This is a genomic window from Kitasatospora sp. NPDC056800 (assembly GCF_042789775.1).
GTDB lineage: Bacteria > Actinomycetota > Actinomycetes > Streptomycetales > Streptomycetaceae > Kitasatospora.
In genome coordinates, this window is sequence record NZ_JBHUAL010000031.1 from 9,511 (window position 1) to 35,389 (window position 25,879).

Sequence of the window (25,879 nt, forward strand, 5' to 3'; positions counted from 1 at the left end):
CCGCGTCCTGCCGCGGGTCAGGCCTGGCCGCTCGGGCGGCGCATCGGCCGCAGGGCCGGGCGGGCCTTCTTCGGCGCGGGCGCCGCCTCGCCCCCGGGCAGGACGGCGGCGAGGGCGGCGACCGTTGGCGCGTCGAACAGCGTGCGGATCGGCAGTTCCGCGCCGAGGGTGGCGCGGATCCGGCTGACCAGCCGGGTGGCGAGCAGGGAGTGGCCGCCGAGGTCGAAGAACCGGTCGTCGATGCTGACCGTCTCCACGCCCAGCACCTCGGCGAACAGGGCGCACAGCTCCCGCTCGCGCTCGGTGCGCGGGGCGCGGCCCTCGGCCGCCCCGGCGTACTCGGGCGCGGGCAGGGCCCTGCGGTCGACCTTGCCGTTGGTCGTGACCGGCAGGCTGTCGAGGACGACCACGGCGGCCGGGAGCATGTAGGCGGCGAGGCGGTCCGCGACGAAGGCGCGCAGCTCGCCGTCGGTGGCCTTGCCGGTGGCGTACACCACCAGGCGCTTGTCGCCCGGCTGGTCCTCGCGGACCACCGCGAGCGCCTGGCCGACGCCCTCGTGGGCGGTGAACGCCGCCTCCACCTCGCCGAGTTCGATCCGGAAGCCGCGGATCTTGACCTGGTCGTCGGCCCGGCCGAGGAACTCCAGCACCCCGTCGGCGGTCCAGCGGGCGAGGTCGCCGGTGCGGTACATCCGGCCGCCGTCCCCGTCGAAGGGACAGGCGACGAAGCGCTCGGCACTGAGCGCCGGGCGGCCGACGTAGCCGCGGGCCAGGCCGGCCCCGGCGATGTACAGCTCGCCCGCCACCCCGGCCGGGACGGGCTGGAGCGCGGCGTCCAGCACGTACAGCCGGGTGTTGGCCAGCGGGCGCCCGATCGGCACCACGTTCGGCACCGCCGCGGCGTCCGGCATCGGGTACTGGGTGGCGCACAGGGTGGTCTCGGTCGGCCCGTACAGGGCCCGCACCGCGATGCCGGGGACGGCCTCCAGCACCCGGCGCACGGCCGGGGCGGAGACCACGTCGCCGCCGGTCAGCACCTCGCGCACACCGGCGAAGATGCCCGGGTCCTCCTCCGCGATGACCCGGAACAGACCGGCGGTGACGTGGACGTGGGTGAGCGCGTGCTCGCGGACCAGCCCGCGGATGGCGGCCGCGTCCAGGTCGCCCTGCGGCGCGACGACCACCTGGCCGCCGGAGAGCAGCGGCACCCAGATCTCGTAGGTCGAGGCGTCGAAGGCGTGCGGCGCGTGGAACAGCACCCGCAGGCCCTCGTCGTGCCGCCAGCACGGGTCGGTGGCGAGCTGCACCACGTCCCGGTGGCTGATCGCGATGCCCTTGGGCTCCCCGGTGGAGCCGGAGGTGAACATCACGTACGCGAGCTGCTCCGGGTGGGGCGCGGCCCGGTGGGCGCGCCGCTCGCGCGGACCGTCGAACCAGCCCTCGGTGAGCGGCAGGACGGGGCAGGGGGCGTCGGCGGCCAGCGGGTGGTCGCGGTGCGCCGGGTCGACCAGGACGAGCGCGGCGGCCGTCTCGGCGGTGATCCGCCGCAGCCGCTCGGCCGGGTGCCGGTCGTCCAGCGGGACGTAGGTGCCGCCCGCCTTGGCCACCGCGAGGATCGCGGTCAGCAGGTCGGCGGAGCGGTCCATCAGCAGGACCACCGGCGTCTCGGCGCCGACCCCGGCACCGGCCAGGTGGGCCGCCAGGTGCTCGGCCCGGGAGTCCAGTTCGGCGTAGCTCAGCCGCTCGGTGCCGAAGACCACGGCCGGCGCGTCGGGGGTGGCGGCGGCCCGCGCCTCGAACAGCTCCGGCAGGGTCGCGTCCGGGACGGGCGCGGCGGTGTCGTTCCAGCCGGTGAGCAGCTGCTCGCGCTCGGCCGGGGCGAGGATCCCGATGCCGCCGATCGGCGCGTCCGGGGCGGCCGCGGCGGCGCGCAGGACGCGCAGCAGCCGCTCGCCGAGGGCGGTGGCGGTGGCGTGGTCGAAGAGGTCGACCGCGTACTCGACCGCCACCGTCAGGCCCGCCTGCGGGCCCTGCTCGGTGAAGCGGAAGGACAGGTCGAACTTGGCCACGTCCAGCTCGAAGGGGTGCTCCGCGCAGCCCAGGCCGCCGAACTCGGCCGGCACCGTGACCCGGCTCTCCAGCGCCACCAGGGTCTGGAAGAGCGGGTGGCGGGCGGGGGTGCGGGTGGGGTTGAGGTGCTCGACCAGGCGCTCGAAGGGGATGTCCTGGTGGTCGTAGGCGTCCAGGTCGGCGCGCCGGACGCGGTCGAGCAGCTCGCGGAAGGTCGGGTCGCCGCTGGTGTCGGTGCGCAGCAGCAGGGTGTTGACGAAGAAGCCGACCAGGTCGTCCAGGGCCTCGTCGGTGCGGCCGGCCACGGGGGTGCCGAGCGGCAGGTCGGTGCCGGCGCCGAGGCGGGTGTAGAGGGTGGCGACCGCGGCCTGCAGCGCCATGAACAGGCTGGCGTTCTGCGCCGCCGCCAACTCGCCGAGCGCGCCGTGCAGTTCGGCGTCGACGGTGACCTCCACCAGGCCGCCCCGGTGCCCCGGCACGGCCGGGCGCGGACGGTCGTAGGGGAGCGCCAGCTCCTCCGGGGCGTCGGCCAGGGCCTGCTGCCAGTAGGCGAGTTGGTCGGTCAGCAGGGCGCTGGGCCGCTCGTCGGTGCCGAGCAGCTCGCGCTGCCAGAGGGTGTAGTCGGCGTACTGCACCGGCAGCGGCGCGCGGGTGGGCGCGGCGCCGGCGGTCCGGGCCCGGTAGGCCTCGGCGAGGTCGCGGAAGAGCGGCCCGACCGACCAGCCGTCGCTGGCGATGTGGTGCATCAGCACCAGCAGGACGTGCTCGTCGTTCGGCAGCGACAGCAGGGTGGCGCGCACCGGCAGGTCGTGGGCGAGGTCGAAGACCTCCTCGCCGGCCGCGACCAGGGCCGCCCGCAGCTGCCCCTCGTCGGCCACCGGCACCTGGCGCAGCGACAACCCGCCCGCCTCGACGACCTGTTGGTGCGGCTGGCCGTCGACGGTCGGGAAGACGGTGCGCAGCACCTCGTGCCGCTCCACCACGTCCCGGACGGCCTGCTCCAGGGCGGGCAGGTCGACGGCGCCGGTGAGCCGGACCGCGACGGGGGTGTTGTAGAGCGCGCTGGGGCCCTCGAACTGCTCGATGAACCACAGGCGTTGCTGGGCGGAGGAGAGCGGCACGCGCTCCGGACGCTCGGCCGGCCGCAGGGCCGGGCGGGCCGCCGCGGAGTCGGGCAGGGCGGCGGCCAGCAGGGCCACCGTCGGGTTGTCGAAGAGCGTGCGGATCGGCAGCTCGGCGCCGAGGCCGGCGCGGATGCGGCTGACCAGCTTGGTGGCGAGCAGCGAGTGGCCGCCGCGGTCGAAGAAGTTGTCGTCGATGCTGATCCGGGCCAGCCCGAGGACCTCGGCGAACAGCGCGCACAGGGCCTGCTCGGTGGCGTTGCGCGGCTCGCGCCCGCCGTCGGCGCCGTTGTAGTCGGGCGCGGGCAGGGCCTTGCGGTCCACCTTGCCGTTGGGGTTCACCGGCAGTTCGTCGAGGACGACGATCGCGGCGGGCAGCATGTAGCCGGGCAGCCGCTCGGTGACGAAGTCGCGCAGCGCGTCGGCCCGCACCTCGCCGGTGACGTACGCGACCAGGCGCTTGTCGCCCGGCTGGTCCTGGCGGACCGCCACGCAGACCTGGCCGACCTCCGGGTGGGCGGTGAACGCCGCCTCCACCTCGCCGAGTTCGATCCGGAAGCCGCGCAGCTTGACCTGGTCGTCCGCTCGACCGACGAACTCCAGTTCGCCCGTGGGCGTCCAGCGCACCACGTCGCCGGTGCGGTACATCCGGCCGCCGGGCTCGCCGAACGGGCAGGCCACGAAGCGCTCGGAGGTCAGGCCGGGGCGGCGGACGTAGCCGCGGGCCAGGCCGGAGCCGCCGATGTACAGCTCGCCGGGCACGCCGACCGGCACCGGGCGCAGCCCGGCGTCCAGCACGTACAGCCGGTTGTTGGGCAGCGGTCGGCCGATCGGCACGACGGCCGGCACCTCGGCGGCCGAGGTCATCGGGAAGTGCGTGGCGAAGGTGGTCGTCTCGGTCGGCCCGTAGACGTTGATCAGCCGCAGCCCGGGGCAGCTGTCCAGCACCCGCCGCATGGCGACCGGCGAGGCGATGTCGCCGCCCGTCCACACCTCGTGCAGCCCGGTGAAGGTCTCCGGGGCCTCGGCGGCCAGCACGTTGAAGAGGCCGACGCTGATCCAGGCGGAGGTGGTCCGCTCGTGGCCGATCACCGCCGCCAGCTCGGCGATGCCGAGCCGGCCGGCCGGGGCGATCACCAGCTGGCCGCCGGAGAGCAGCGGGGTCCAGATCTCGTAGGTGGAGGCGTCGAAGGCGGAGGGCGCGTGCACCGGCAGCCGCTCGTGGCCGCCGCCGGTGAACTGGCCGCCGAGCGCGAGGTCCACCACACCGCGGTGGGTGATGGCGATGCCCTTGGGCACGCCGGTCGAGCCGGAGGTGTGCATCACGTACACCAACTGGTCGGCGCGCTGCGGCAGTCCGAGGTTCTCGGGGTGCTCCTCGGCGTGCGGGTCGAGCACCGTCAGTCCGGCCAGCGCGGGGTGCTCGCGGTGGGCGGCGTCGGCCAGCACCAGGGCGGCCCCGGCGTCGTCGAGGACGGTCCGCAGCCGGTCGGCGGGCTGGGCGTCGTCCAGCGGGACGTACAGGCCGCCGGCCTTGAGCACGGCCAGGATCGCCACCACCTGGGCGGCCGAGCGGTCGATCATCAGCGCGACCGGCGTCTCCCGGACCACCCCGGCCTCGACCAGCCGCAGCGCCAGGCCGTTGGCCCGGGCGTTGAGCTGGGCGTAGGTCAGCTCGGCGTCGTCCGCGGTGAGCGCGAGCGCGTCCGGGGTCGCGGCGGCCCGCGCCTCGAACAGCTCGGGCAGCGAGCCCTCCGGCAGCGGGGTGCTGGTGCCGCTCCACTCGGTGACCAGCTCGGCGCGCTCGGCCGCGGTCAACACCTCGACGGTGCCGACGAGTTCGGCCGGGTCGGCGACGATCCGGTCGAGCAGGGCGAGGAAGCGGTCCAGCAGGGCGCGGGCCTCCCCGGTGGTGAAGGCGTCCGGCTGGTGGTCCAGTCGCAGCTGGAGGCCGTCGCCGGGAGTGAGGGCCAGCACCAGCGGGTAGTGGGCGCTGTCGACGTCCTCGACCAGGGTGACGCGGGTGGCGCCGCTCGGGTCGGCGTCGTCCAGCGCGGACGGGTCCGGGTAGTTGCCGTACACCGTGACGGTGTCGAACAGGCTTCCCATGCCGGCGAGTTGCTGGATCTCGGTGAGGCTGAGGTGCTGGTGGTCCAGCAGCGCGGACTGCTCGTGCTGGAGGCGCAGCAGCAGCTGGCCCCAGCTCTCCGCCTGGTCCAGGCGCACCCGCACCGGCACGGTGTTGATGAGCAGGCCCATCATCCGCTCCACGCCCGGCAGGTCGTGCGGCCGGCCGGAGACGGTGGTGCCGAACAGCACGTCCTCGCGCCCGGTGAGCCGGGCCAGCAGCACGCCCCAGGCCGCCTGGACCAGGGTGTTGAGGGTGACGCCGTAGCGGCGGGCGGTGCGGGCGAGGGCCTCGGTGGCCTCCGGGGAGAGCCCGGTGTGCAGGCGCAGCGGCAGCTGCGGGACGGCCGCCGAGCGGCCGGGGGCGAGCAGGGTGGGCTCGTCGGCGCCGGCCAGGGCGTGGGCCCAGGCGGCGCGGGCGGTGTCGCCGTCGCGCCGGGTGATCCAGCGCAGGTACTCGCGGTACGGGGCGGCCGGGGCCATCGGCTGCTCGAAGTACAGCGCCCACAGCTCCTCGGCGAACAGCGGGGTCGACCAGCCGTCCAGCAGGATGTGGTGCGCGGAGGCGATCAGCTGGTGGCGCCCGGGGGCGAGCCGGAGCAGGGTGTAGCGCAGCAGCGGCGGCCGGTCGAGGTCGAAGCGGCGGCCGTACTCGGCGGCGGCGATCCGCCCGGCCTCCGCCTCCGGTTCGGCGTGGCCGCTCAGGTCCACGACGGTGAAGGGCAGTTCGACGCCGTCCGGGACGACCTGCACCGGCGGGCCGTCGTGCCGCTGGTGGAAGGCGGCCCGGAGGTTGGGCTGGCGCACCAGCAGCGCCTCGGCGGCGGCGCGCAGCCGGTCGGCGTCCACCGGGCCGTCGAGGTCGAAGGTGACGACCGAGGTGTAGACGTCCGCGCCGTCGGCGTCGTACGCCGAGTGGAAGGCCATGCCCTGCTGGAGCGGCGAGGTCGGCCAGACGTCGACCAGGCGGGCGGGGGCGTGGCGGGCGGCGAGCCCGTCCAGCTCGTCCTGGGTGACGGCGACCAGCGGGAAGTCGGAGGGGGTGTGCCCGCCGGCGTCCGGCCGCTCGGCGTGCTCGGCGAGCGCGCCCAGCGCGGCGAACCAGGCCTCGGCGAAGGCCTGCACCCGCTCCTCGGAGAGCAGCCCGGTGGCGTAGGACCACTGGGCGACCAGCAGCGGGCCCTGCGGGGTGTCCACGGTGGTGGCGTCCAGGCCGAGCACCCGGCCGAGGGCGAGGCCGGTCGCGGCGCCCTCGGACATCGCCTCGGTGCCGGCGAGCACGTCCTCGGCGGTGACGCCCTCGGGCGCGAAGCGGCCCAGGTAGTTGAACTCGATCTGCGGGTCGGCGTGCCCGGCCAGCGCGGCGGCGGTGTCCGGGTTGAGGTGGCGCAGCAGGCCGAAGCCGATGCCGTTGTCGGGGACGGCGCGCAGCTGCTCCTTCACCCGGCCGAGGGCCCGGCCGAGTGCGGGGCCGGCCGCGGTGACCTCGGACCAGGGCAGCGCCCCGGGGGCGAGCCGGACGGGGTAGACGGAGGTGAACCAGCCGGCGGTGCGGTGCAGGTCGACGCCGTCGACGACCTCCTCGCGGCCGTGGCCCTCCACGGTGACCAGCACGGCGCCGTCGGGCCCGGTGGTCTCCTGGCCGCGCCAGTGGCCGAGGGCCAGGGCCAGCCCGGTCAGCAGCACGTCGTTGACCTGGGCGTGGTAGGCGGCGGTGACCTTGGTGAGCAGCGCCCGGGTGGTCGCGGCGGGCAGCACGAGCCGCAGCAGGCCCTCGGTGGCGTAGGTGTCCTGGGCCGGGTCCAGCGGGCGGTCGCCGAGCAGCGGGTCCGGGGTGGCCAACGCGGCCTGCCAGAGCGGGAGTTCGGCGGCCCGGCGGTCGGTGTTGGCCTCGGTGGTGAGGCGCTGGGCCCAGCGGCGGAAGGAGGTGGGCACCGGGGCGAGCTCGACGGCGCGGTCCTCGCGGAGCGCGGCGAGCGCGCCGAGCAGGTCCTCCTCGACGATGCGCCAGGTGACGCCGTCCACCACCAGGTGGTGGATCACCAGCAGCAACTGCGAGGGCTGCTCCGGGCCGGCGTCGAAGCGCACGGCCTGGACCATCCGGCCGTCCTCGGGCGACAGGCGCCCGCGGGCGGCCTCCGTCTCGGCGCGCAGCGCGTCCGCGTCGGCCCGGCCCTCGACCCGGCGCAGCACGGCGTCGGCGGGGACGGCGCCGGGCTCGGGCACGTGCAGCGTCCAGGGGCGCTCGGCGAGCGGGGAGGTGCGGGCGCGGAACAGGTCGTGATGGTCGAGCAGGGCCTGGACGGCGGTGGTCAGGTGCTCCCGCGTGGTGCCGGCGGGCAGGGTGAGCAGGGTGGACTGGTAGAAGCTCTCCACCGCGCCGTGCTGGGCGGCCAGCCAGTGCACGATGGGCGTCGGCGGCACCTCGCCGAGGCCGGACCCGGCGGGCTCGACGACGACCGGCCCCTCCAGCGGACGGGCGATCAGCGCCAGCTTCTCGACGGTCGGGGCGAGGAACACCTCGCGCGGGGTGAGCTGGAGGCCCGCGTGCCGGGCCCGGGAGACCAGCTGGATGGCCACGATGGAGTCGCCGCCGAGCTCGAAGAAGGAGTCCGTGACGCCCACCCGGGGCAGGCCCAGCACCTCGCCGAACAGCCGGACCAGGGTGTGCTCCAGCTCGCCGGCGGGGGCGCGGCCGTCCTCCTCGCCGGCGCCGAACACCGGCGCGGGCAGGGCGCGCTTGTCCACCTTGCCGTTGGGCGTGAGCGGCAGCCGGTCGAGCACCACGACGACGGGCACCATGTGGTCGGGCAGCCGCTCGGCGCAGTACGCCCGCAGCTCGGCCGGGTCGGCGGCGCCGACGGTGTAGCCGACCAGGCGGCGCTCGCCCGGGCGGTCCTCGCGGACCAGCACCACGGCCTGGCGCACCTTGGGGTGGGCGGAGAGGGTCTGCTCGATCTCGCCGAGCTCCACCCGGAAGCCGCGGATCTTCACCTGGTCGTCGGCCCGGCCGAGGAAGTCCAGCTGGCCGTCCGGGCGGTAGCTGCCGAGGTCCCCGGTGCGGTACATCCGGTCGCCGGGCTCGCCGTACGGGTCGGCCACGAAGCGCTCGGCGGTCAGGCCCGGGCGGTTCAGGTAGCCGCGGGCCAGGTGCGGGCCGGCCAGGTACAGCTCGCCGACGGTGCCCGGCTCGACCTGGCGCAGCTGCTCGTCCAGCACGTGGATGCGCACGTCCTGGCAGGGGCGGCCGATCGGGGGCAGCTCCTCGCCGGTGAGCGGCTCGCTCATGCTGACGATGACGGTGGCCTCGGTCGGCCCGTAGCTGTTGAGCATCAGCCGGCCGCGGCCGCAGCGGGCGGCCAGCTCGCGGGAGACCGCCTCGCCGCCGCCGATCAGGGTGCGCAGCGAGGGCATCGGCAGGTCGGGCAGGGTGGAGATCATCGCGGTGGCGACGTCGGCGTGGGTGACGCCGAACCGGTCGATCAGGGCGGCCAGCGGCTCGCCGACCAGCTGGCTCTGCTCGCGCGGCAGCACCAGGGCGGCGCCGGTGGTGAGGGCCACGGACAGGTCGGAGACCGAGACGTCGAAGCTGAGCGAGGAGGCCTGGAGCACCCGGCTGCCGGGGCCGACACCGGTGGCGGCGACCTGGGTGCCGACCATGCTGGGCAGCCCGGTGTGGGTGACGGCCACGCCCTTGGGCACGCCGGTGGAGCCGGAGGTGTAGATGACGTACGCGGTGTTCGGCGCGCTCGCCGGCCGTACCCGCTCGGCGGCGGTGAACCGGTCCCCGGAGCGCGCGGCCAGGTCGGCGAGGTGCTCGGCGGAGTCGATCAGCAGCCGGGGGGCGCCGGTCTCCGGCAGCTGGGCGGCGGCCCCGGCGGTGGTGAGCACCAGGGCGGCGCGGGAGTCGGTCAGCATGTGGCGCAGCCGCTCGGCCGGGTAGGCCGGGTCGGCGGGCAGCCAGGCGGCGCCGGTCTTGGCGACGGCGAGGATCGCGGCGATCGCCTCGGGGGACTTCGGCAGGGCCAGCGCGACGACGTCCTCGGTGCCCAGGCCGCGGGCGGCCAGCACCCGGGCCAGCCGGTTGGCTCGGGCGTCCAGCTCGGCGTACGTGAGGGTGGTGCCCTCGGCGTACAGGGCGGGGGCGTCCGGGGTGCGGGCGACCTGGGCGTCGACCAGCTCGGTGAGGGTCGGGCGGGTGTCGGGGCGGGCCAGCCGGGCGGCCAGCGCGGCGGGGGTGGGGGCGTCCGCCAGGACGGACGGTTCCAGGCGGACGCCGAACTCCTCGTGCACGCGGGCCAGCAGCCGCTCGGCGGCGGGCCGGTCGCCGCCCAGGTCGTAGAAGCCCGCCGCGGGGTCGACCGACTCCCGGCCGAGCACCTCCGCGAACAGTCGGCACAGGACCTCGGCCGCTTCCGGCCGCTGCTCGGATCTGTGCGTCTGCTGGACCCCGGACATGTGACTCTCTCCCTCGTGCGGCTGGCTCCCGCGGTGGCGGGAGCGGCGAGCTGGGTTGACCCCGGGGCGGTCGGCCCGGGGGTCGGCGGAGCGATGTTGCGGTCGTCTTGCGGTGCTGCGGTGTGCTTCGTGTGACGTCCGTGCGGCACACGGGTGCGGTGCGGCGGTGCGGAGGGTGGTGGCGCGCCGGTGCTGTTCGATGCACGCGCGTAGACGTCGGACACGGGACCGCGCCGGCGGCGTGACGGTGCGGCCGCGCGGCGGTGACGGGGTGCTGCGGTGGTGTGGTGAGGCGGTGTCGGCGGGTTCCGGCGGTGCGGTGCGCCGACGACCGGGCGAGCGGCCTGGTGAGGGGCGGCTCGGGTGTGGGGCGGTGCCGGGTGAGCGGCGGTCTGCCCCGGGTGCGTTGCCGAGGTGGTGCGCTGTCAGGTGGTGCCCTGCCGGGTGGTGCCCTGCCGGGTGGTGCCCTGCCGGATGGTGCTGTGCCGGGTGCTGCGCCGCCGAGGTGGTGCGACCGGGTGAGCGGCCGTTCGGCGCGGATCCCCGTCCGGCGGCCGCGCGGTGCTCAGCGGTCCGACGGTCGGTGGGCGGTGGCCGGGGTCAGTGCTCGGACAGGTGCGCGATGAGGCTCTTCGGCCGCAGGTCCTGCCAGTTCTGCTCGACGTAGTCGAGGCAGTCCTGTCGTCCGGCGGCACCGAACACCTGCTGCCAACCGGCGGGCACCGGGCTGAAGGCCGGCCACAGCGAGTGCTGGCCCTCGTCGTTCGTCAGGACGAGGTAGCTGGCCTCGGCATCCTCGAACGGGTTCGCCATCGTCGGTTCCTCTCTGTTCGTAGCTGTGCAGATCTGGTTCGTAGCCGTGCAGAGCAGTGCGAGAAGGGGAGGAGCAGGGTGGTCGGACGTGACCGGATGTGATCAAACGGAGCCGCGGCTCACGGACCCCAGCCGGAGTCCTCGCTGGGGGCGTCGTGGGCGGTGACGGAGACCGTGGACAGGTGCGGCTGGGCGTGGAGCTGGAGGCCGACCACGGCGGCCAGCAGGACGGCGAGCATCCCGAGCATCTTGTGGACGCGGACGGCAAGGCTTGGCATCGCGAATTCCTCTTCCTGAGGAGGGCGGTCTGCCCTCTTCGCTCTGAAATGCATCCTGCCGAAGCCCCAAACGTGCTTGGAAGCTCTCACTGTGATCGTGAACACGCAATGCGGGAACCGGAAGCCCGGTCAGATCGTGCCAAAAACAGACAGACATGATCCAAGTCGTACCTGGGTCTGTCAGATCAGTGGTGGGAACTCCGTGGGCGCGTGGGACATCGCGGAGGACATCGCGGGGCGGAAGCGGGTACTCCGGCCCGCCGCAGCGAGCCCCGGCGCAACTCCTCCCGGACGGCGGGCCAGTCCTCGACCCACGGCCGGCCCGTCCCGGTCGGCGACTCCAGGGCGAGCGTCGCCAGGTAGGCGCGCTTGAGCGCCGCCCGTTCGTCCTGCACCCGCCCCGCGGACTGCTCGATCCGGCGCAGCCGGGCGTGCAGCCGCTCCAGCGCGCCCCCGCCGGTCAGCAGCCGCCGCGCCTCCGGGCCGAAGCGGAAACCGGGGGCCAGCAGCGGCCAGGCCGACCGCCACACCCGGAACACCTCGCGGTGGCTCGGCCCCCACTCCCGCTCGGCCTGGGCCAGCCGCTCCAGCGCCGCCGTCTCGGTCGGCGCCGTACAGGTCTCGCGCAGCGCCCGTGAGAGCGCGCCCCAGTCCTCGCCGGGCGCGTGCCGCAGCGCCGCGTGCAGCAGGTGCGCCACCGAACCGTGCACCACCGTGCGCGGCCACTGCTCGGCCGCCGCCTCCGCCAGCACCGCGCCGGTGCCGCCCACCAGCACCCAGACCTCCCGCACCCCGCGCTCGGCGAGCCCCGCCAGCACCTGCGGCCACTGCTCACCGTCCGCGGCCGGCCACAGGCCCAGCACCTCGCGCCGGCCCTCGGTGGAGACCCCGAGCGCCAGGTGCACCAGCGGCCCGCCCGAGCGGCCGCTGCGCACCGAGTCGACGAAGACCACCGGGTAGACCGGGTCGAGCCGCCGCCCGCGCCGCTCGGCGAGCTCGTCCAGCACCTGGTCGGTGATGGCCGAGACGGTCTCCCGGCTCAGCTCCACGCCGTACACCTCGGCCAGGTGCGCCACCAGCTCGCCCGAACTGAGGCCGCGCGCGGTCAGCGAGATCACCAGCCGGTCGAGCCCGGGCAGCCGCCGGGCGCGGGGGAGGACGGCCTTGGGGGTGAAGCTGCCCTCGCGGTCCCGGGGCACCCGCACCTCGACCGGGCCGATCTCGGTGAGCAGCCGTCTGGCCCGGGCGCCGTTGCGGCCGTTGCCGCCGGGACCGGAGCCGTTGCCGGTGCCGCTGCCGGAGCCGCGCAGGTGCTCCTGGAGTTCGAGCTCCAGGGCGCCCTCGATCAGCTGCTTGGCGAAGGCCTGGAGAATCCCGCCGTCGCCCAGCAGCCGGACCGCGCCGGAGCCGACCTGCGCGGCGGCGGCCTCCGCCAACTGCCGCACCAGGCGCTGGTCCACCAGGCCGGCGAGGGCGGCGGGCGGTGCCGCCGGGTCGGAATCAGCTCGCAACTGGGGGTGCCTTCCGTCTGTAGGCCGTTCCGTGCACCGACCGCCCGCTCCGGACGTCCCGTCGGAACGCCAGGTGCGATGCGCCGGCAATCCCCCGGTCACCGCTGCCGGGTACGGTCACGACCGTGACCCCGGCTCCCCGTTTGCGTGCACGCCCGACTACCGTCAGCCGATGATTTCCGCGCCCTTTGGGCGTACACTCACGGCTGTCGGAGCCCGGGGGGCGGCTTCCGAACGGCAGTCACTTCCATCTTGCCGGTTCGGATGCCTGGCGGTAGCCGGTACGGGCATTCGTGAAACCGCAATGCCGAAGCCGGAAGGATGCCCAGATGTGCCCAAGTCAGGACAACTGCGCGGAAAGGGGAACACCCCAGCTCTGCGACCGGGGCATCGAGTTCTACCGCACGGCGCTGGCCGAGGGGGAGGCGGTCGGCGAAGCCCCCGAATGCCTGCTCGCGATGGGTCTGCTGCGCCCGCTGCCCGGCTCCGGTGACCGGCTCGTCCCCGTCCCGCCCGACATCGCCGCCACCGGACTGGCGCGGCCGCTCGAACTCGCCGTACTGGCCCACCAGGAGCGGCTCGCCGCGCTGCACACCTCCTTCCACGCCGCCGAGCACACCTACCGCGACGTCATGCGGCGCGCCAAGTTGCCGATCCGGCTGCTGGCGGGCGAGGAGATCAACCCCGCGCTGGAGAAGGCCGTCGCGGCCTGCTCCGAGGAACTGCTCACCGCCCAGCCGGGCGGCGGCCGCGGCCCCGAGCAACTGGGCGACGCGCTCCCGCGCGACCTCGCCCTGGCCGGCCGCGGCGTGCGCCAACGCACCCTCTACCAGCACACCGTGCGCTCGCACGGCCCGACGCTGGCCTACATCGAGCAGGTCACCGCCCAGGGCGCCCAGGTGCGCACCCTGAACGAGGTCTTCGACCGGGTGATCATCTGCGACCGCTCCACCGCCTTCATCCCGGCCGGCGCCGACCGCCAGGCCGCCGCGATGCTCATCGAACTCCCGCCGCTGGTCGAGTACCTGCTCAAGATCTTCGAGCTGATGTGGGAGCGCGCCGAGCCCGTCACCTACCAGCAGGGCCACCACCGCCCCCGGCTGCTGACCGCCCGCACCCGGCAGAACGTGCTGCGCCTGATGGTCAACGGCTACACCGACGAGGCCATCGCCTCCCGCCTCGGCATGAGCACCCGCACCGTGTCCAGCCACATCCAGAAGGCCAGCGAACTCCTCGGCAGCCGCAGCCGCGGCCACCTCGGCTACATCATCGCCCGCCAGGGCGTCCTGGACGAACCCCTCGACGAACTCTGACCGGCCCGCGCGCCGCGCGCACCGCCCGCTTCGCCTGCCTCACCCGCTTCGCCACCGCCGGACCCGTCACGGGCCGGCGGTGGCGCTTTCGGCGGTGCGCGCCGCCTTATGACAACGGCATTGACGTGTGGCGGCGCCGCCGGTTTCATGGCTCGCACTTCCGGCCCGCGTCACCCCCCACGACCGGTACGGGAGCTTCCCCCACACGCGCACCCCACGACCAAGGCGGTGATCCGTTGGCATCGACGGTGAAGGACACGGGCGGCGGTCCGAGAGCGGACGCGGCAGGAACGCACGTCGCGATGCACAAGTCGCTCGGCCTGCTGGACGGGGCGGCGATCGCCGCCTCCAGCACGGCCGCCACCAGCAGCATCGGGATCGGCCTGGGCCTGATGGCCGGGGTGGTCGGCCTGCACCTTCCGGCGATCATGCTGCTGGCCTTCCTGCCGGTGCTCGCCATCGCCGGCGGGTACGGGCGGCTGAACGCCGTCGAGCCGGACGCGGGCAGCAGCTACCGGTGGGTCGGGCGCACCCTCAGCCCGTGGCTGGGCTTCCTCACCGGGTGGGTGAACACCGTGGGGACCGTCGTCTTCATGGCGTACACCACGACCGTCACCGGCTCCTCGATCGTCCAGCTGCTCGACCAGGCCCACGTCCGCAGCGTGGCCGGGCTGCGGCTCGACGCCGACTCCACCGTCCAGTGCACCCTGATCGGCCTGGTGGTGCTGGTGGGCGCCGCGCTGGTCGCGGTGCGCGGACTGGACCTGGCGGCCCGGCTGCAGAAGGCGCTGCTGGTCTTCGAGTACGCCGTCCTGCTCGGCTTCTGCGGCTACGGGCTGTTCGCCGGCGACCAGCCGTTCTCGCTCCAGTGGTTCAACCCCTTCGACATCCCCTCCTTCGACGCCGTCGCCCAGGGCATGGTGCTGGCGGTGTTCTGCTACTGGGGCTTCGAGTCGGTGTTCAGCGTCGGCGAGGAGGTGCGCGACCCGCGGGACGCCTCCCGGGGCGGCCTGCTGGCCCTGGTGGTGATGCTGGCGCTGTTCCTGCTCGCCGGCACCGCCTTCCAGCGGGTCCTGCCGATCGACGAGCTGGCCGACAACGGCGCCCACGGGCTGACCTACTTCGGCACGAAACTGGCCGAACAGCCGCTGGCCGCACTGCCGTTGATCGCGCTGATGTTCTCCGCGGTGGCCTCGCTGCAGTCCTCGGTGATCCCGACGGCGCGCGGGATGTACGCGATGGGGCGCGACCGGGTGCTCGGCCCGGTCTGGACCCGCCTGCACCCCCGGCACGCCACGCCCGCCGTCGGCACCCTGCTGATCACCGGCGTCGCCGTCGCCCTGGCGCTGGCCTCCATCGCCATCCCGACCGTCAACGACCTGATCTCGGCCGCGGTCAACGCGATCGGCATCGTCGTCGCCCTCTACTACGCGCTGACCGCCGTCGCGGCCGCCGTCCGGTTCCGCCACCTGCTGCGCACCGCCCCGCTGGAGGGGCTGCGCGCGGTGGTCGGGCCGCTGCTGGGCGCGGCGGCGCTGCTCGCCGTCGGCGGCTACCTCGCCTGGACCTTCTACGACTCCACGGACCACTTCGAACTCGCCGCCGACAACGGTTGGTTCGAGCTGTCCGTGGTGATCATGATGATCGTCAGCGGGCTGCCGGCGGCGGCCTGGGCCCGCTGGCGGCGGCGCTCGCCGTACTTCCTGCGGGAGGACGCGGCGGCCGGGTAGCCGCCCGTACGACGCACGACCAGGCACGACCACGCGAGAACGGAGCACCACCCATGACCCAGGCCGATCTGGTCTTCACCCACGGCCCCGTCCACACCGGCGACGCGGCCCGCACCCGGGCGAGCGGGCTGGCGGTCGTCGGCGAGCGGATCGCCGCCGTCGGGCACGACGAGGTCCGGGAGTTGATCGGGCCGCGGACCGAGGTCGTCGACCTCACCGGCAAGCTGCTGCTGCCCGGCTTCCAGGACGCGCACATCCACGCCGTGTTCGGCGGCGCCGAGCTGGCCTCCTGCGACCTCACCGGGACGGTCGGCGTCGCCGACTACCTGGAGCGGATCCGGGCGTACGCCGAGGCCCACCCGGACCAGGAGTGGATCACCGGCAGCGGGTGGTCGATGGAGAGCTTCGAAGGCGGCCTGCCCACCCGGCAGCTGCTCGACTCCGTCGTCCCCGACCGGCCGGTGTACCTCACCAACCGGGACCACCACGGCGCCTGGGCCAACACCCGGGCGCTGGAACTCGCCGGGCTCACCGCCGACACCCCCGACCCGGCCGACGGGCGGATCGAGCGCGAGGCCGACGGCACCCCCGGCGGCACGCTCCAGGAGGGCGCCACCGCCCTGGTCGCCCGGCTGCTGCCGCCCGCCACCGCCGCCGACCGGCTGGCCGGACTGCTCCGCGCCCAGCGGCTGCTGCACTCGCTCGGCATCACCGGCTGGCAGGACGCGCTGCTCGGCGAGTTCAACGGCCAGCCGGACCCGTCCGACGCCTACCTGGCCGCCGCCCGCTCCGGCGCGCTCACCGCCCGGGTGACCGGCGCGCTCTGGTGGGACCGGGACCGCGGCGCCGACCAGATCCCCGACCTCGTGCGGCGGCGCGCGGAACTGGCCCACGGACGGTTCCGGGCCGGCTCGGTGAAGATCATGCAGGACGGCATCGCGGAGAACTTCACCGCCGCGATGACCAGCCCGTACCTGGACGGCTGCGGCTGCGCCACCGCCAACTCCGGCCTCAGCTTCGTCGACCCGGAGGCCCTGCGCGGGTACGTCACCGCACTGGACGCGCTCGACTTCCAGGTGCACTTCCACGCGCTCGGCGACCGGGCCGTGCGCGAGGCGCTGGACGCGATCGAAGCCGCCCGCACCGCCAACGGCCGGCGCGGCGCCCGGCACCACCTCGCCCACCTCCAGGTGGTCCACCCGGACGACCTCCCGCGCTTCGCCCGGCTCGGCGCCGTCGCCAACATCCAGCCGCTCTGGGCCGCGCACGAGCCGCAGATGGACGAGCTGACCATCCCGTTCCTCGGGCCGGAGCGGGCCGCCTGGCAGTACCCGTTCGGCTCCCTCCAGCGGGCCGGCGCCACCCTCGCGGCGGGCAGCGACTGGCCGGTGAGCAGCCCGGACCCGCTGGCGGGGCTGCACGTGGCGGTCAACCGGATGGAGCCGGAGGCCACCGACGGGCGGGTCTTCCTGCCCGAGCAGCGGCTCGACCTGGGCTCGGCCATCGCCGCGTACACGGCCGGCAGCGCGTACCTCAACGGGCACGACGACGCCGGGGTGCTGGCCGTTGGGCGGCTCGCGGACCTGGTGGTGCTCGACCGGGACATCCTCACCGGGCCGCCGGAGGAGATCGCGCAGGCCCGGGTGGAGCGCACCTACGTCGGCGGGGAGCTGGTGCACGCGGCGGACTGACCGCGGCAGGGGGCCGGACGAAGGCCGCCGGTGGTGGGCGCACGGGGGCCCACCACCGGCGGCCCTCGCGTTCCCCGGATCGGGGGTTCGGTGGACGGCGGTTCAGCCCCCGGCGGCCCGCAGCCGGGCCTCGGCGGCGTCCAGCAGCAGGTCCAGGGCGTACGGGTAGCCGCTGCGGCGCATGTCGGCGGTGAGCAGGTGGGCGGTGGCCGCGATGTGGGGGTGCTCGGCGGCGTCGAGCCGGGCGTAGGAGGCCTGCCAGACCTCGAGGTCGGCGCTCTGGGCGGCGGACGGCAGGGCGAGGGTGGCGGCGTCCAGGGCGGCGAAGCCGAGGCTCTGGTCGACGAAGGCGTGGTAGATCCGGACGGCCTCCGGGTCCGGGAAGCCCGCCGTGCGCAGGACGCCGAGGATCGCCTCGACGGCGGCGATCTCGTGGGCGCGGCCGGTGGTGCGGTGGGCGGCGAGGATGGCGGCCTGCGGATGGGCCAGGTAACTGGCGTGGATGCGCAGGCCGATGGCGCGCAGGTCGGCGCGCCAGTCGCCGGTGGGCCGCCAGTCGTGCTGGGCCCGGCCGATCAGCTCGTCGGCGACGGCGAGCAGCAGGTCGTCGGTGCTGTGGAAGTAGCGGTAGACCGCGCTCGGATCGGCCCCGAGCGCGGCGCCCAGCCGCCGCACCGTGAGCGCCTCGGCGCCGTGCCGGCCGATCAGCCGGATCGCGGTGTCGACGATCAGCTCGGCGGACAGCACCACACCCTGCTTGGTGGGGCGCCGCCGCCGCCGTTGCGGCTCGGGGACTACGCGGTCGGTCATGCGCCCGAGGTTATGTCAAGGATGCTGACACAAACCAGGGGTCGGGAGCGGAAGCCCGGCCTCAGCAGGAGACGGTGCGGCACGCGGCCGCCCGGGCGCCGAAGCCGCGGACGGCGGGGAGGCGCGGGAGGCGTGGGAGGCGGGTTCCGGGGCCGCGTCGGACGAGGGCCGGGAGCGGCGCGTACGGGCATTGGTGGGCAGGTCTGCGGCGCCTAGGATGCGATCATGGCTGATTCGGCACCCTCCACCGGCGCTCCCGGACCCCGCGATCCGGAGCTGGGCTTCCCGCGCCCCGGCGAGGTGCTGCAGCGGCTGCGCACCCAGCGCGGCATGTCGCTGCGGCAGGTGGCCGCCGAGTGCGGGCTGTCGGTCTCCTTCCTGGCTTCGCTGGAGCGCGGGGAGACCGACATCGCGCTGGAACGGCTCGGCCGGCTCGCCCGGGTGTTCGGCCACGACGTCGGTTCCTTCCTGGGCTTCTCCCGGGGGCGGGCGACCCCCGCGCTGTTCCCCCGGGAGGGGCAGGAGGAGCTCCAGCGGGCCCCGGGGGTGGTCTACCGGGTGGTGCGCTCCCCGGAGCTCGGCTACCAAGTGGTCACCGGTGACTTCGCGCCGCACAGCGGTCTCGGCGAGGACCTCCAGCACGAGGGGTCCGATCTGATCACCGTCACCCGGGGTGAGCTGGTGGTCCGTTACAACGGGGTGGACCACGTGCTGGGAGCGGGCGACAGCATCCAGTTCTCGGCCGGCCATCCGCACAGCTTCCGCAACGAGACGGACGAGCCGGCCCAGCTGGTGGGGGTCCTCTTCTCCAGCCTCTACTGACTTCCGGGCGTCGCCGCCTGCTCGCCAACTGCCCCACGGACAGCGGTCCGTGGGGCAGTCGGCGTTTCGGTCCCGGGATGTCGCCGCGGGGACTGCCCGTCTCGACGTGAGCGATATTCTGCTCTACGGTGCTCTATATCGAACAATCGAGGAGATCCAGAGGAGCTCGGAGATGACGATGCCGACCCCGCCGCTCGAGGGCGCCGCGCGCGAAGCCGTCCCGGACGCAGGCCCGCCCGTGGGGACCGACGAGCGGCGGGGCCGGGGGACCGGCGCGGCCCCGCGTGTGGCGCTCGTGGTGGTCTGGAGCTCCGGATTCATCTCCGGCAAGCTCGGCCTGCGGCACGCCGCGCCGTACACCTTCGCGACCTTGCGGTTCGCGATCGCCGGGCTGGTACTGCTGGCGATCGCCGGAATCCGCCGGGAGCGCCTGCCCCGCGGGCGCCTGCTGCTGCACCTGGCGGTGGCGGGTGTGCTCGTCCAGGGCGTGCAGTTCTCCAGCATCTACATGGGCATGAAGCTCGGGGTGTCCTCCGGGCTCGCCGCGCTGGTCATCGCGCTCTACCCGCTGACCACATCGCTGCTGGCGGTGCCGCTGCTCGGTGAGCAGGTCACCCGCGGCCAGTGCCTGGGCCTGGTGCTCGGGCTGGGCGGCGTCGCGCTGGCCGTCGCGGACCGGATCGACCTGTCCGGCGGCTACCTGCTGGGCCTCGGCTTCCTGTTGCTGGGCCTGCTCGGCATCTCGTACGGCACCGTCCACCAGAAGCGCCATTGCGCGCGGATGGAGCCGGTGGGCGGCAACGCGGTGCAGCTGCTGGCCGCCGCGGCGGCGGCGCTGGTTCCCGCGCTGCTGGTCGAGGGCTGGTCCGTGGAGTTCACCGCCTCGTACTGGCCGGTGCTGCTGTGGACGGCGCTGATCAACTCGATCGTCGGCGTGGGCCTGCTCTACCACCTGCTGCAGCGGCACGGCACGAGCCAGGTCAGCAGCCTGTTCTACCTGGTCCCGATGTGCACCGCCGCCTTCGCCGCGGTGCTGCTCGACCAGCCGCTCGGCGCGCTGACCCTGGCCGGGCTGGTCCTCGCCTCGGCCGGCACCTTCCTGGCGAACCATGTCCACCGCTGACCGGCGGGAGGGCCGGACGCTCGACCCGGCCGGTCCGCGCCCTCCTCAGGCTCCGGCCGCCGCCCGCTGGACCGTCTCCCGCTGGTCGGCGATCAGGTCCTCGATGTCGTCGGCGCAGTCGCCGAACCGGTGTTCGCTCCGGCGGCCCCGCGCACCGCCCGCGCCGACCCCCACCGGCGCACTGACCGACACCCCTCCCGCACCGCACGTCCACTGTGAGGCCGACCCATCATGACCAACGTCGCCGTGCTCAACTACGGCCAGGGCCACGACTACCCCGGGATGTTCCCCGAACTCGCCGACAAGCTGCAGGTGTTCAGCCAGAACGAGCTCAAGAACACCGAGCGGCTGGCCCGTTACGAGTACGTCCCGGACTCCGACGCCGTCCCCTACGCGGAGCTGGCGATCCGCCGGCTGCACCGGCAACGGCCGTTCACCCACATCATCACCGACAACGAGTACGACCTGGAACGGGCCGCCCGGATGCGCGCGGACTTCGGCCTGGGCGGCCAGACCCCGGACAGCGCCCGGTCGTTCCGCGACAAGGCGGTGATGAAGGAGGTCGCCGGCCGGGCCGTGCCGACCGCCCGCTGGGCCCGGCTCGACACGGTCGTCGACCTCACCGGCTTCATCGAGGCGGTCGGCTACCCCGTGGTCGTCAAACCGGTCAGCCAGGGCGGCTCGCGGGACATCGCGGTGCTGCACGGGGACGAGGAACTGCTCGCCTTCGCCCGGCGGCGCTGGCGCGAGGACCTGATGGCCGAGGAGTTCGTCGACGGCCCGATGTACCACGTCGACGCGGTGCTCGGCGACGGCTACCGCTTCGTCGCCTCCTCCCGCTACCTGCGCAGCTGCCTCGGGGTCTTCACCGGGCAGAACAACGGCTCGGTCCAGCTGCACCCGGAGAGCGGGATGGCCCGGCGGCTGGAGGAGTTCCTCGACCGGACGCTGTCCGCCTTCGACGTCCCGCCGGTCAGCGCCTACCACCTGGAGGTGTTCCACACACCGGACGACGAGCTGGTGATGTGCGAGATCGCCTCGCGGGTCGGCGGCGACCGCATTCCGTGGCTCACCCGGGCCACCTACGGGGTGGACCTGCACACCTCGGTGCTGCGCCAGTCCGCCGGGCTGCCCGTCCAGCCGCCGCCGGCCGCGCCGCCGACCGAGGTGCACGGCTCGGTGTCCGTCCTGCCGCAGGGGCGGCCGGTACGTGCGCCGGGGCGGCCGCCGTTCCCGTGGGTGCGGCACTACCAGGTGAACGAGGAACTGGAGCCCGGGGCGGTCACCCTCTACAGCGCCTCGCACCTGTGCTTCGTGATCGTCGCGGGTGCCGACGCGGAGCAGGTCGAGGAACGGTTGTTGCGGGCCGAGGCCTGGCTGATGGCGAACCTGGAGGAGTGCTGATGCCGTACAGGATCCTGGTCAACGCGAAGAGCGACCCGGGCGGGCCGGGCTACCACCAGCGGTTGACCGGCGAGGAGCACTCCACGGAGGCGGTCAACACCGCGCCGGCTGCCCTGCGTTCGGCGGGCGGGCTGGTCTGACGGTGCGGCGCCGACCGCTGGTCAGCACTCTGGTCCGGCGTCCGACCGGTCCGCCGAGCCAGCCGTCCGAGTCGGGACGCTGGAACGGTTCCACCCCCTCCGGCCTGCGGTTTCACACCTGCCTGGAACGGCCGGCCGGAACGCTCCGGGGCCTGCCGCGGGCGAGTGCGGCCAGGACGGCGGTGCCGAGGGGGGAGCCGGGGGCGGCGAGTGCGTAGGGGAGGGAGAAGTGGTTGTGGGCGGGGGCGACGAGGTCGGTGAGGGCGGTGCGGGGGCGTAGGGCGGCGGCCATCAGGGTGTGCTGGCGGGCGTACTCGGCGGTCTCGTCGGCGCCGCGGGCGAGGACGACCGGGGGCAGGCGCGGCGGGAGGTGGTGCAGCGGGCTGTTGCGGTGGGCGGCGGCCGGGTCGAGGGCGAGCGCGTCGTTGACGTAGCAGAGGCGGACGGGTTCCAGGTCGTACATGCCGCTCAGCAGGGTGGCGCCGGCGATCGCGGCGGAGACGTCGGGCCCGTGGTGGGGGGTGCCGGGGACGCGGGGGAGGAGGGCCATGGCGGCGAGGTGGGCGCCGGCGGAGTGGCCGGCCAGGTGGAGGCGGTCGGGGGCGAAGCCGAGGGCGTCGGCGTGGCGGTGGAGCCAGTGGACGGCGCGCCGGACCATGGCGACCATGTCGTCCAGCCGGGTGGCGGGGGCCAGGCCGTAGCCGACGACCGCGACGGCGGCGCCGGCCCGGAGCAGCGGCGGGGCGGGGAAGGCGGAGTCGTCCTTGGACAGTTCCTGCCAGTTGCCGCCGTGGACGAAGACCAGGAGCGGGGGCGGGCCGTCAGGGCCGTCGGGGCCGTCGGGGGCGGGGAAGTAGTCGAGGGTCTCGGCCGGGTGCGGGCCGTACGGGAGGCCGGTGAGGACGGGGTGGCGGCGGCGGGCGTTCGCGCTGTCCCGTGCGTAGCGGTCCAGGTAGGCCCGGAGGTCGGGGACGCGGTGGCTGGGGGTGTACTGGCGGTCGAGGGCCGCGCGGTCCATGCCCCGGTAGACGGGGACGGGGGCGCGGCCGGGTATGAGCGTCGGGGCCGGGCTCTCGGGCACGGGAGGTTGCCTCCGCGGTACGTCGGTGGAGCCGTCGGACGTGGAGCCGTCGGACGGTGAAGGGGCAAGGCGGTGAAGGGGCAAGGCGGTGTCGGGAGCGGTCAGTCGAGGATGGTGACCGTCTGGTCGAGCGGAGCCCGGCCCACCCGGTAGCGGGGGGCGGCCGGGTCGGGGTGGCCCACGGAGAGGCCGCAGAAGAGCACGAGGGAGGCGGGCGGCGACAGGACGTCCGCGACGGTGCGGTGGTAGACGGACCAGGCCATCTGCGGGCAGCTGTGCAGCCCTTCGGCGCGCAGCAGCAGCATGACGGTCTGCAGGTACATCCCGAGGTCGGCCCACTGGGCCGGGCCCATCGACCGGTCGATGTAGCTGAACAGCGCGGTGGGCGCGCCGAAGCAGTCCCAGTTCCGGACGACGGCCCGCTGCCGGGCGTCCCGGTCCTCGCGGGGGATGCCGAAGGCGCGGTAGCGCTGTTCGGCGGCCTCCCGGCGCCGTTCCTGGTAGGGGGACTTGAGTTCGGGCGGGTACATCTCGAACTCGGGGTCGTCGCCCTGGTCGCCGGAGGAGGCGCGGGCGACGGCGAGCCGCTTGAGCCGTTCCAGCCGCTCCCCGGTGACCAGGTAGGTGTGCCAGGGCTGGAGGTTGGCGCCGGAGGGGGCGCGGGACGCGGCCGCGAGCACCCGTTCGAGCACCTCCCTCGGTACCGGTTGGTCGGTGAACCCCCGCACCGCCCGACGGGTCTCGACAGCCTCGTAGACGTCCACCAGCCGCGTCCTCACACCTCGCCCGACCGTTCCGGGGCCGCGTCCGGCACTGCCGGGCGTCCCGTTGCTGCAACGGTTCGGGCGCGGAGGAGGTGACGGCCGGGGGCCGAGGTCCCGCCGGACGGGTGTCAGCCGCCGACGGCGTAGCGGTCCAGGGTGCGGACGTACTCGGCGGCGCCCATCCGGCCGACCGACCCCAGCCGGTCCAGGTCGAGGTGGAAGCCGGTCTCGTCGACCAGTCCCTCCTCCGCGACGACGTGGACGACCTCGCCGATGACCACGGAGTGGTCGCCGACCGGCACCACCGAGGAGGTGCGGCACTCGAAGGCGAGCGGCGAGCCGTCGATGCGCGGCGAGCGGACGGCGTGCCCGGGCAGGGCGCGCAGCCCGGCCAGCTCGTACTCCGACTCGCCGTACGGGAGCGGTTTCGCCGTGGTGGTGGCGGCCTCGGCGTGCTTCTCGATCAGGACGTTGACGGTGAACTCCCCGGTGCCGCCCTCGGCGGGGAGGCGGGCGTTGCGGCAGGAGTCCTTCTCGGTGCCGTCGGCCCGCCGGCTGGCGCAGAAGAGCAGCGCCATCGGGGAGTAGCCCACGGCCGTGTAGTACGAGAAGGGCGCCAGGTTGACGGCCCCGCCGGGGGAGACCGTGCTCACCATGGCGATCGGCCGGGGGACCACGCTCCACAGCAGCAGGCGCTGGCGCTGGCGGGCGGTCATGGATGCCACGTCGACGTGCAGCATGGCTCGGTCGCTCCTACGGGCTTCTGGTGGGGTGGCGGTGAGCGGGAGGGCCGCTACACCGGGCTGGTGGCGAGCACCTCGGTGTGCGGGTTGCCGCGCAGCTGCCGCAGGTCGCGGAAGGGGAGGGTGATCCGGCGCAGCAGGTAGTCCTCCCCGGAGGTGCCGCCGGTGCCCTGCTGCCCGCCGACCATCTTGGTCACCAGGCCCAGGTGGGCCACCTTCCAGCGCCAGTAGCCGTTGCCCACGTCGAGCAGCGCCTCGGCGACCCGGTGCGGGCCGCCGCAGGCGACGCCGAGGCGGCAGACGTCGGCGGCGCTCAGGCCCTGCCGGTGGGCGTCGGCCAGGAAGGCCCGGTACAGCTCGCTCGTCTCGGTGCCGTCCTCCAGCAGCCGGCCGAGCACCCGGAACTGCTGCGACTGGGCGCCGCTGGCGGTGCCGAGGTAGGGCCGGAACCGGACGAAGTGCCGCAGCGGGAGGCGTTCCAGGACGATCACCTGCTCGTGCAGGACGCGGAGCAACTCGGCGGCCCGCTGGAGGAGTTCGACCCCGTCCTCGGCTCCGCCGGCCGGGTCGCCGGGGGCGTTCAGGAGGTCCCGGGCCAGCCGGAGGTCGGCCACGATCTGTTTGAGCCACAGCTCGCAGGACTGGTGGGCGACGATGAAGAAGTGCTCGGCCAGGGCGACGCTCCGGTCGGTGGACTCGGGGAAGCGGGTCTGCTGGAGCGAGAGCAGGGTGTCCATCTGGAGGTAGGTGGAGTAGGTCAGGTCGGTCATCGTCTCGGTGACGGCTTCGGTCATGGTCAGCTCCGCATCAGAGGGCCCGCGCCGGGCGCGGGGTGGAGTCGCCCGGGGTGGAGTCGCCCGGGTCGGCGGTGCTCGGGTCGGCGGTGCTCGGGGCCGGGAGGCGCGGTGCCGGGGCGGCCGCCGCGTCGACGGTCACTGCGTCGACGGTCACCGCGTCGAGGAAGGCGGTGAGGTCGGCGAGGACGCCCTCGGGGTGCTGGAACAGGTGGAAGTGGTGGCCCTCGCGTTCGAGGAGGCTGAACGGCCCGGTGGTGACGGCCGCCCACTCGGCGACCAGGGCGCGGTCGACCAGCGGGTCCAGGGTGCCGTGGTGGCAGCGGACCGGGCAGGCCAGCGGCGCGGTCCGCGGCTCCACCCGGTACTGCTCGTGCGCGGTGAGGTCCGCGCGCAGGACGGGCAGGACGGCCTCCGCGACCTCCGGCTCCTCGGGGAGGTCCGGGTCGATGCCGCCCAGGGAGCGGATCAGGGACCACAGGACCTCGTCGGACAGTCCGCCGGCCCGGATCCGTCCGGCCCGGCCGGGCGGCGGGCAGCTGGAGGCCAGCAGGCCGGCCGGCGGGCGCCCCAGGGTGCCGAGGGTGACGGCGGTCTCGTAGCCGACGAGGGCCCCGAGGCTGTGCCCGAACAGCACGGTGGGCAGCGGCGGCAGGCGCAGGAGTTCGGAGGCCAGCTCCGCGCTCAGCGCGCGCACGTCGGTGGACGGCGGTTCGCCGAAGCGGTCGCCGTGCCCCGGGTACTGCACCGCCAGCAGCTCGACGGTCGGGGGGAGGGCGGTGGACCACGGGCCGTAGCCGGCCGCGCTGCCGCCGGAGTGCGGGAGGCAGACCAGCCGTGCCGTGGCCGCGGGCGCTCGGACCAGTGTCCGCAGGCAGTGGTCGCGGCGGGTACGAAGCATGACGGAACTCCTCCGCTTCGGAGTACGGGTGCTTCGGCAGGTGTCCGCAATCTTTCGGCTCTTCCTCCCTGACCGGACCGGCCACGAAAGAGTTCTGACACAACTGAAAGAGATCCGACACAACTGGCGCGGGCCGGTTCGGGCCTCTGTGAGGATCCGGTCACCGGGCCCGTGCCGAGCACTGC

18 protein-coding genes are annotated in these 25,879 nt (G+C 74.7%); 7 read left to right on the forward strand and 11 right to left on the reverse strand.

Going from position 1 to position 25,879, the window contains the following annotated elements:
• Window positions 1–17: 17 nt before the first annotated feature.
• The 4 genes from ACFRQN_RS10120 to ACFRQN_RS10135 form a co-directional block, all read right to left on the reverse strand.
• Window positions 18–9,776, reverse strand: a complete 9,759-nt coding sequence (locus ACFRQN_RS10120; RefSeq protein ID WP_380739594.1) for an amino acid adenylation domain-containing protein — start codon at window positions 9,774–9,776, stop codon at window positions 18–20.
• 600 nt (window positions 9,777–10,376) lie between these two features.
• A complete protein-coding gene (locus tag ACFRQN_RS10125) occupies window positions 10,377–10,589 on the reverse strand; it encodes an MbtH family protein (RefSeq protein WP_049649760.1) in 213 nt (70 codons plus the stop codon).
• 119 nt (window positions 10,590–10,708) lie between these two features.
• Window positions 10,709–10,867, reverse strand: a complete 159-nt coding sequence (locus tag ACFRQN_RS10130) for a hypothetical protein (RefSeq protein ID WP_158077742.1) — start codon at window positions 10,865–10,867, stop codon at window positions 10,709–10,711.
• 185 nt (window positions 10,868–11,052) lie between these two features.
• Complete coding sequence (locus ACFRQN_RS10135) at window positions 11,053–12,378, reverse strand: IS256 family transposase (RefSeq protein ID WP_380739596.1); 1,326 nt, start codon at window positions 12,376–12,378, stop codon at window positions 11,053–11,055.
• 329 nt (window positions 12,379–12,707) lie between these two features.
• Between ACFRQN_RS10135 and ACFRQN_RS10140 the strand changes: the two genes are divergently transcribed.
• From ACFRQN_RS10140 to ACFRQN_RS10150, 3 genes are all read left to right on the forward strand, one after another.
• On the forward strand, window positions 12,708–13,691 hold the full coding sequence (locus ACFRQN_RS10140; protein ID WP_049649231.1) for a LuxR C-terminal-related transcriptional regulator: 984 nt from the start codon (window positions 12,708–12,710) through the stop codon (window positions 13,689–13,691).
• A 302-nt stretch (window positions 13,692–13,993) separates the two neighbouring features.
• On the forward strand, window positions 13,994–15,421 hold the full coding sequence (locus tag ACFRQN_RS10145) for an APC family permease (RefSeq protein ID WP_049649220.1): 1,428 nt from the start codon (window positions 13,994–13,996) through the stop codon (window positions 15,419–15,421).
• 53 nt (window positions 15,422–15,474) lie between these two features.
• The gene (locus ACFRQN_RS10150; RefSeq protein WP_380739598.1) at window positions 15,475–17,112 is read left to right on the forward strand and encodes an amidohydrolase; all 1,638 of its coding nucleotides are present in this window, start codon (window positions 15,475–15,477) and stop codon (window positions 17,110–17,112) included.
• Between the two features lie 102 nt (window positions 17,113–17,214).
• On the opposite strand, the gene ACFRQN_RS10155 is transcribed toward ACFRQN_RS10150, so the two are convergent.
• Window positions 17,215–17,922, reverse strand: a complete 708-nt coding sequence (locus ACFRQN_RS10155) for a TetR/AcrR family transcriptional regulator (RefSeq protein WP_049649218.1) — start codon at window positions 17,920–17,922, stop codon at window positions 17,215–17,217.
• Between the two features lie 225 nt (window positions 17,923–18,147).
• Between ACFRQN_RS10155 and ACFRQN_RS10160 the strand changes: the two genes are divergently transcribed.
• Complete coding sequence (locus tag ACFRQN_RS10160) at window positions 18,148–18,744, forward strand: cupin domain-containing protein (protein WP_380739600.1); 597 nt, start codon at window positions 18,148–18,150, stop codon at window positions 18,742–18,744.
• 172 nt (window positions 18,745–18,916) lie between these two features.
• Complete coding sequence (locus ACFRQN_RS10165; protein WP_380739602.1) at window positions 18,917–19,867, forward strand: DMT family transporter; 951 nt, start codon at window positions 18,917–18,919, stop codon at window positions 19,865–19,867.
• Between the two features lie 45 nt (window positions 19,868–19,912).
• Here ACFRQN_RS10165 and ACFRQN_RS10170 read toward each other — a convergent pair whose 3' ends face one another.
• Window positions 19,913–20,059 carry a hypothetical protein gene (locus ACFRQN_RS10170; protein WP_380739604.1) on the reverse strand — a complete coding sequence of 49 codons (147 nt, stop codon included), beginning with the start codon at window positions 20,057–20,059 and terminating at the stop codon, window positions 19,913–19,915.
• A gap of 39 nt (window positions 20,060–20,098) precedes the next feature.
• Here ACFRQN_RS10170 and ACFRQN_RS10175 point away from each other — a divergent pair, with 39 nt between their 5' ends.
• Complete coding sequence (locus ACFRQN_RS10175) at window positions 20,099–21,271, forward strand: acetyl-CoA carboxylase biotin carboxylase subunit family protein (RefSeq protein WP_375874556.1); 1,173 nt, start codon at window positions 20,099–20,101, stop codon at window positions 21,269–21,271.
• The gene (locus ACFRQN_RS10180; RefSeq protein WP_380739606.1) at window positions 21,271–21,411 is read left to right on the forward strand and encodes a hypothetical protein; all 141 of its coding nucleotides are present in this window, start codon (window positions 21,271–21,273) and stop codon (window positions 21,409–21,411) included. The genes ACFRQN_RS10175 and ACFRQN_RS10180 overlap by 1 nt, the downstream gene beginning before the upstream one ends.
• A 112-nt stretch (window positions 21,412–21,523) precedes the next feature.
• Here the strand turns inward: ACFRQN_RS10180 and ACFRQN_RS10185 are convergent, their stop codons facing one another.
• From ACFRQN_RS10185 to ACFRQN_RS10205, 5 genes are all read right to left on the reverse strand, one after another.
• On the reverse strand, window positions 21,524–22,492 hold the full coding sequence (locus ACFRQN_RS10185) for an alpha/beta hydrolase (RefSeq protein WP_380739608.1): 969 nt from the start codon (window positions 22,490–22,492) through the stop codon (window positions 21,524–21,526).
• Window positions 22,493–22,593: 101 nt separating this feature from the next.
• The gene (locus ACFRQN_RS10190) at window positions 22,594–23,256 is read right to left on the reverse strand and encodes a nitroreductase (protein WP_049649215.1); all 663 of its coding nucleotides are present in this window, start codon (window positions 23,254–23,256) and stop codon (window positions 22,594–22,596) included.
• Between the two features lie 128 nt (window positions 23,257–23,384).
• Window positions 23,385–23,996 carry a flavin reductase family protein gene (locus ACFRQN_RS10195; protein ID WP_380739610.1) on the reverse strand — a complete coding sequence of 204 codons (612 nt, stop codon included), beginning with the start codon at window positions 23,994–23,996 and terminating at the stop codon, window positions 23,385–23,387.
• A gap of 53 nt (window positions 23,997–24,049) precedes the next feature.
• The gene (locus ACFRQN_RS10200) at window positions 24,050–24,793 is read right to left on the reverse strand and encodes a tryptophan 2,3-dioxygenase family protein (RefSeq protein ID WP_074004077.1); all 744 of its coding nucleotides are present in this window, start codon (window positions 24,791–24,793) and stop codon (window positions 24,050–24,052) included.
• Between the two features lie 13 nt (window positions 24,794–24,806).
• Window positions 24,807–25,694, reverse strand: a complete 888-nt coding sequence (locus ACFRQN_RS10205) for a thioesterase II family protein (RefSeq protein ID WP_380739612.1) — start codon at window positions 25,692–25,694, stop codon at window positions 24,807–24,809.
• Window positions 25,695–25,879: the final 185 nt, after the last annotated feature.

What these genes read in the sequence shown, in the direction of transcription:
- ACFRQN_RS10120 (WP_380739594.1), bottom strand. Translation starts at nt 9,776, where the DNA reads ATGTCCGGGGTCCAGCAGACGCACAGATCCGAGCAGCGGCCGGAAGCG.
- ACFRQN_RS10125 (WP_049649760.1), bottom strand. Translation starts at nt 10,589, where the DNA reads ATGGCGAACCCGTTCGAGGATGCCGAGGCCAGCTACCTCGTCCTGACG.
- ACFRQN_RS10130 (WP_158077742.1), bottom strand. Translation starts at nt 10,867, where the DNA reads ATGCCAAGCCTTGCCGTCCGCGTCCACAAGATGCTCGGGATGCTCGCC.
- ACFRQN_RS10140 (WP_049649231.1), top strand. Translation starts at nt 12,708, where the DNA reads ATGTGCCCAAGTCAGGACAACTGCGCGGAAAGGGGAACACCCCAGCTC.
- ACFRQN_RS10145 (WP_049649220.1), top strand. Translation starts at nt 13,994, where the DNA reads ATGCACAAGTCGCTCGGCCTGCTGGACGGGGCGGCGATCGCCGCCTCC.
- ACFRQN_RS10150 (WP_380739598.1), top strand. Translation starts at nt 15,475, where the DNA reads ATGACCCAGGCCGATCTGGTCTTCACCCACGGCCCCGTCCACACCGGC.
- ACFRQN_RS10155 (WP_049649218.1), bottom strand. Translation starts at nt 17,922, where the DNA reads ATGACCGACCGCGTAGTCCCCGAGCCGCAACGGCGGCGGCGGCGCCCC.
- ACFRQN_RS10160 (WP_380739600.1), top strand. Translation starts at nt 18,148, where the DNA reads ATGGCTGATTCGGCACCCTCCACCGGCGCTCCCGGACCCCGCGATCCG.
- ACFRQN_RS10165 (WP_380739602.1), top strand. Translation starts at nt 18,917, where the DNA reads ATGACGATGCCGACCCCGCCGCTCGAGGGCGCCGCGCGCGAAGCCGTC.
- ACFRQN_RS10175 (WP_375874556.1), top strand. Translation starts at nt 20,099, where the DNA reads ATGACCAACGTCGCCGTGCTCAACTACGGCCAGGGCCACGACTACCCC.
- ACFRQN_RS10180 (WP_380739606.1), top strand. Translation starts at nt 21,271, where the DNA reads ATGCCGTACAGGATCCTGGTCAACGCGAAGAGCGACCCGGGCGGGCCG.
- ACFRQN_RS10195 (WP_380739610.1), bottom strand. Translation starts at nt 23,996, where the DNA reads ATGCTGCACGTCGACGTGGCATCCATGACCGCCCGCCAGCGCCAGCGC.
- ACFRQN_RS10200 (WP_074004077.1), bottom strand. Translation starts at nt 24,793, where the DNA reads ATGACCGAAGCCGTCACCGAGACGATGACCGACCTGACCTACTCCACC.
- ACFRQN_RS10205 (WP_380739612.1), bottom strand. Translation starts at nt 25,694, where the DNA reads ATGCTTCGTACCCGCCGCGACCACTGCCTGCGGACACTGGTCCGAGCG.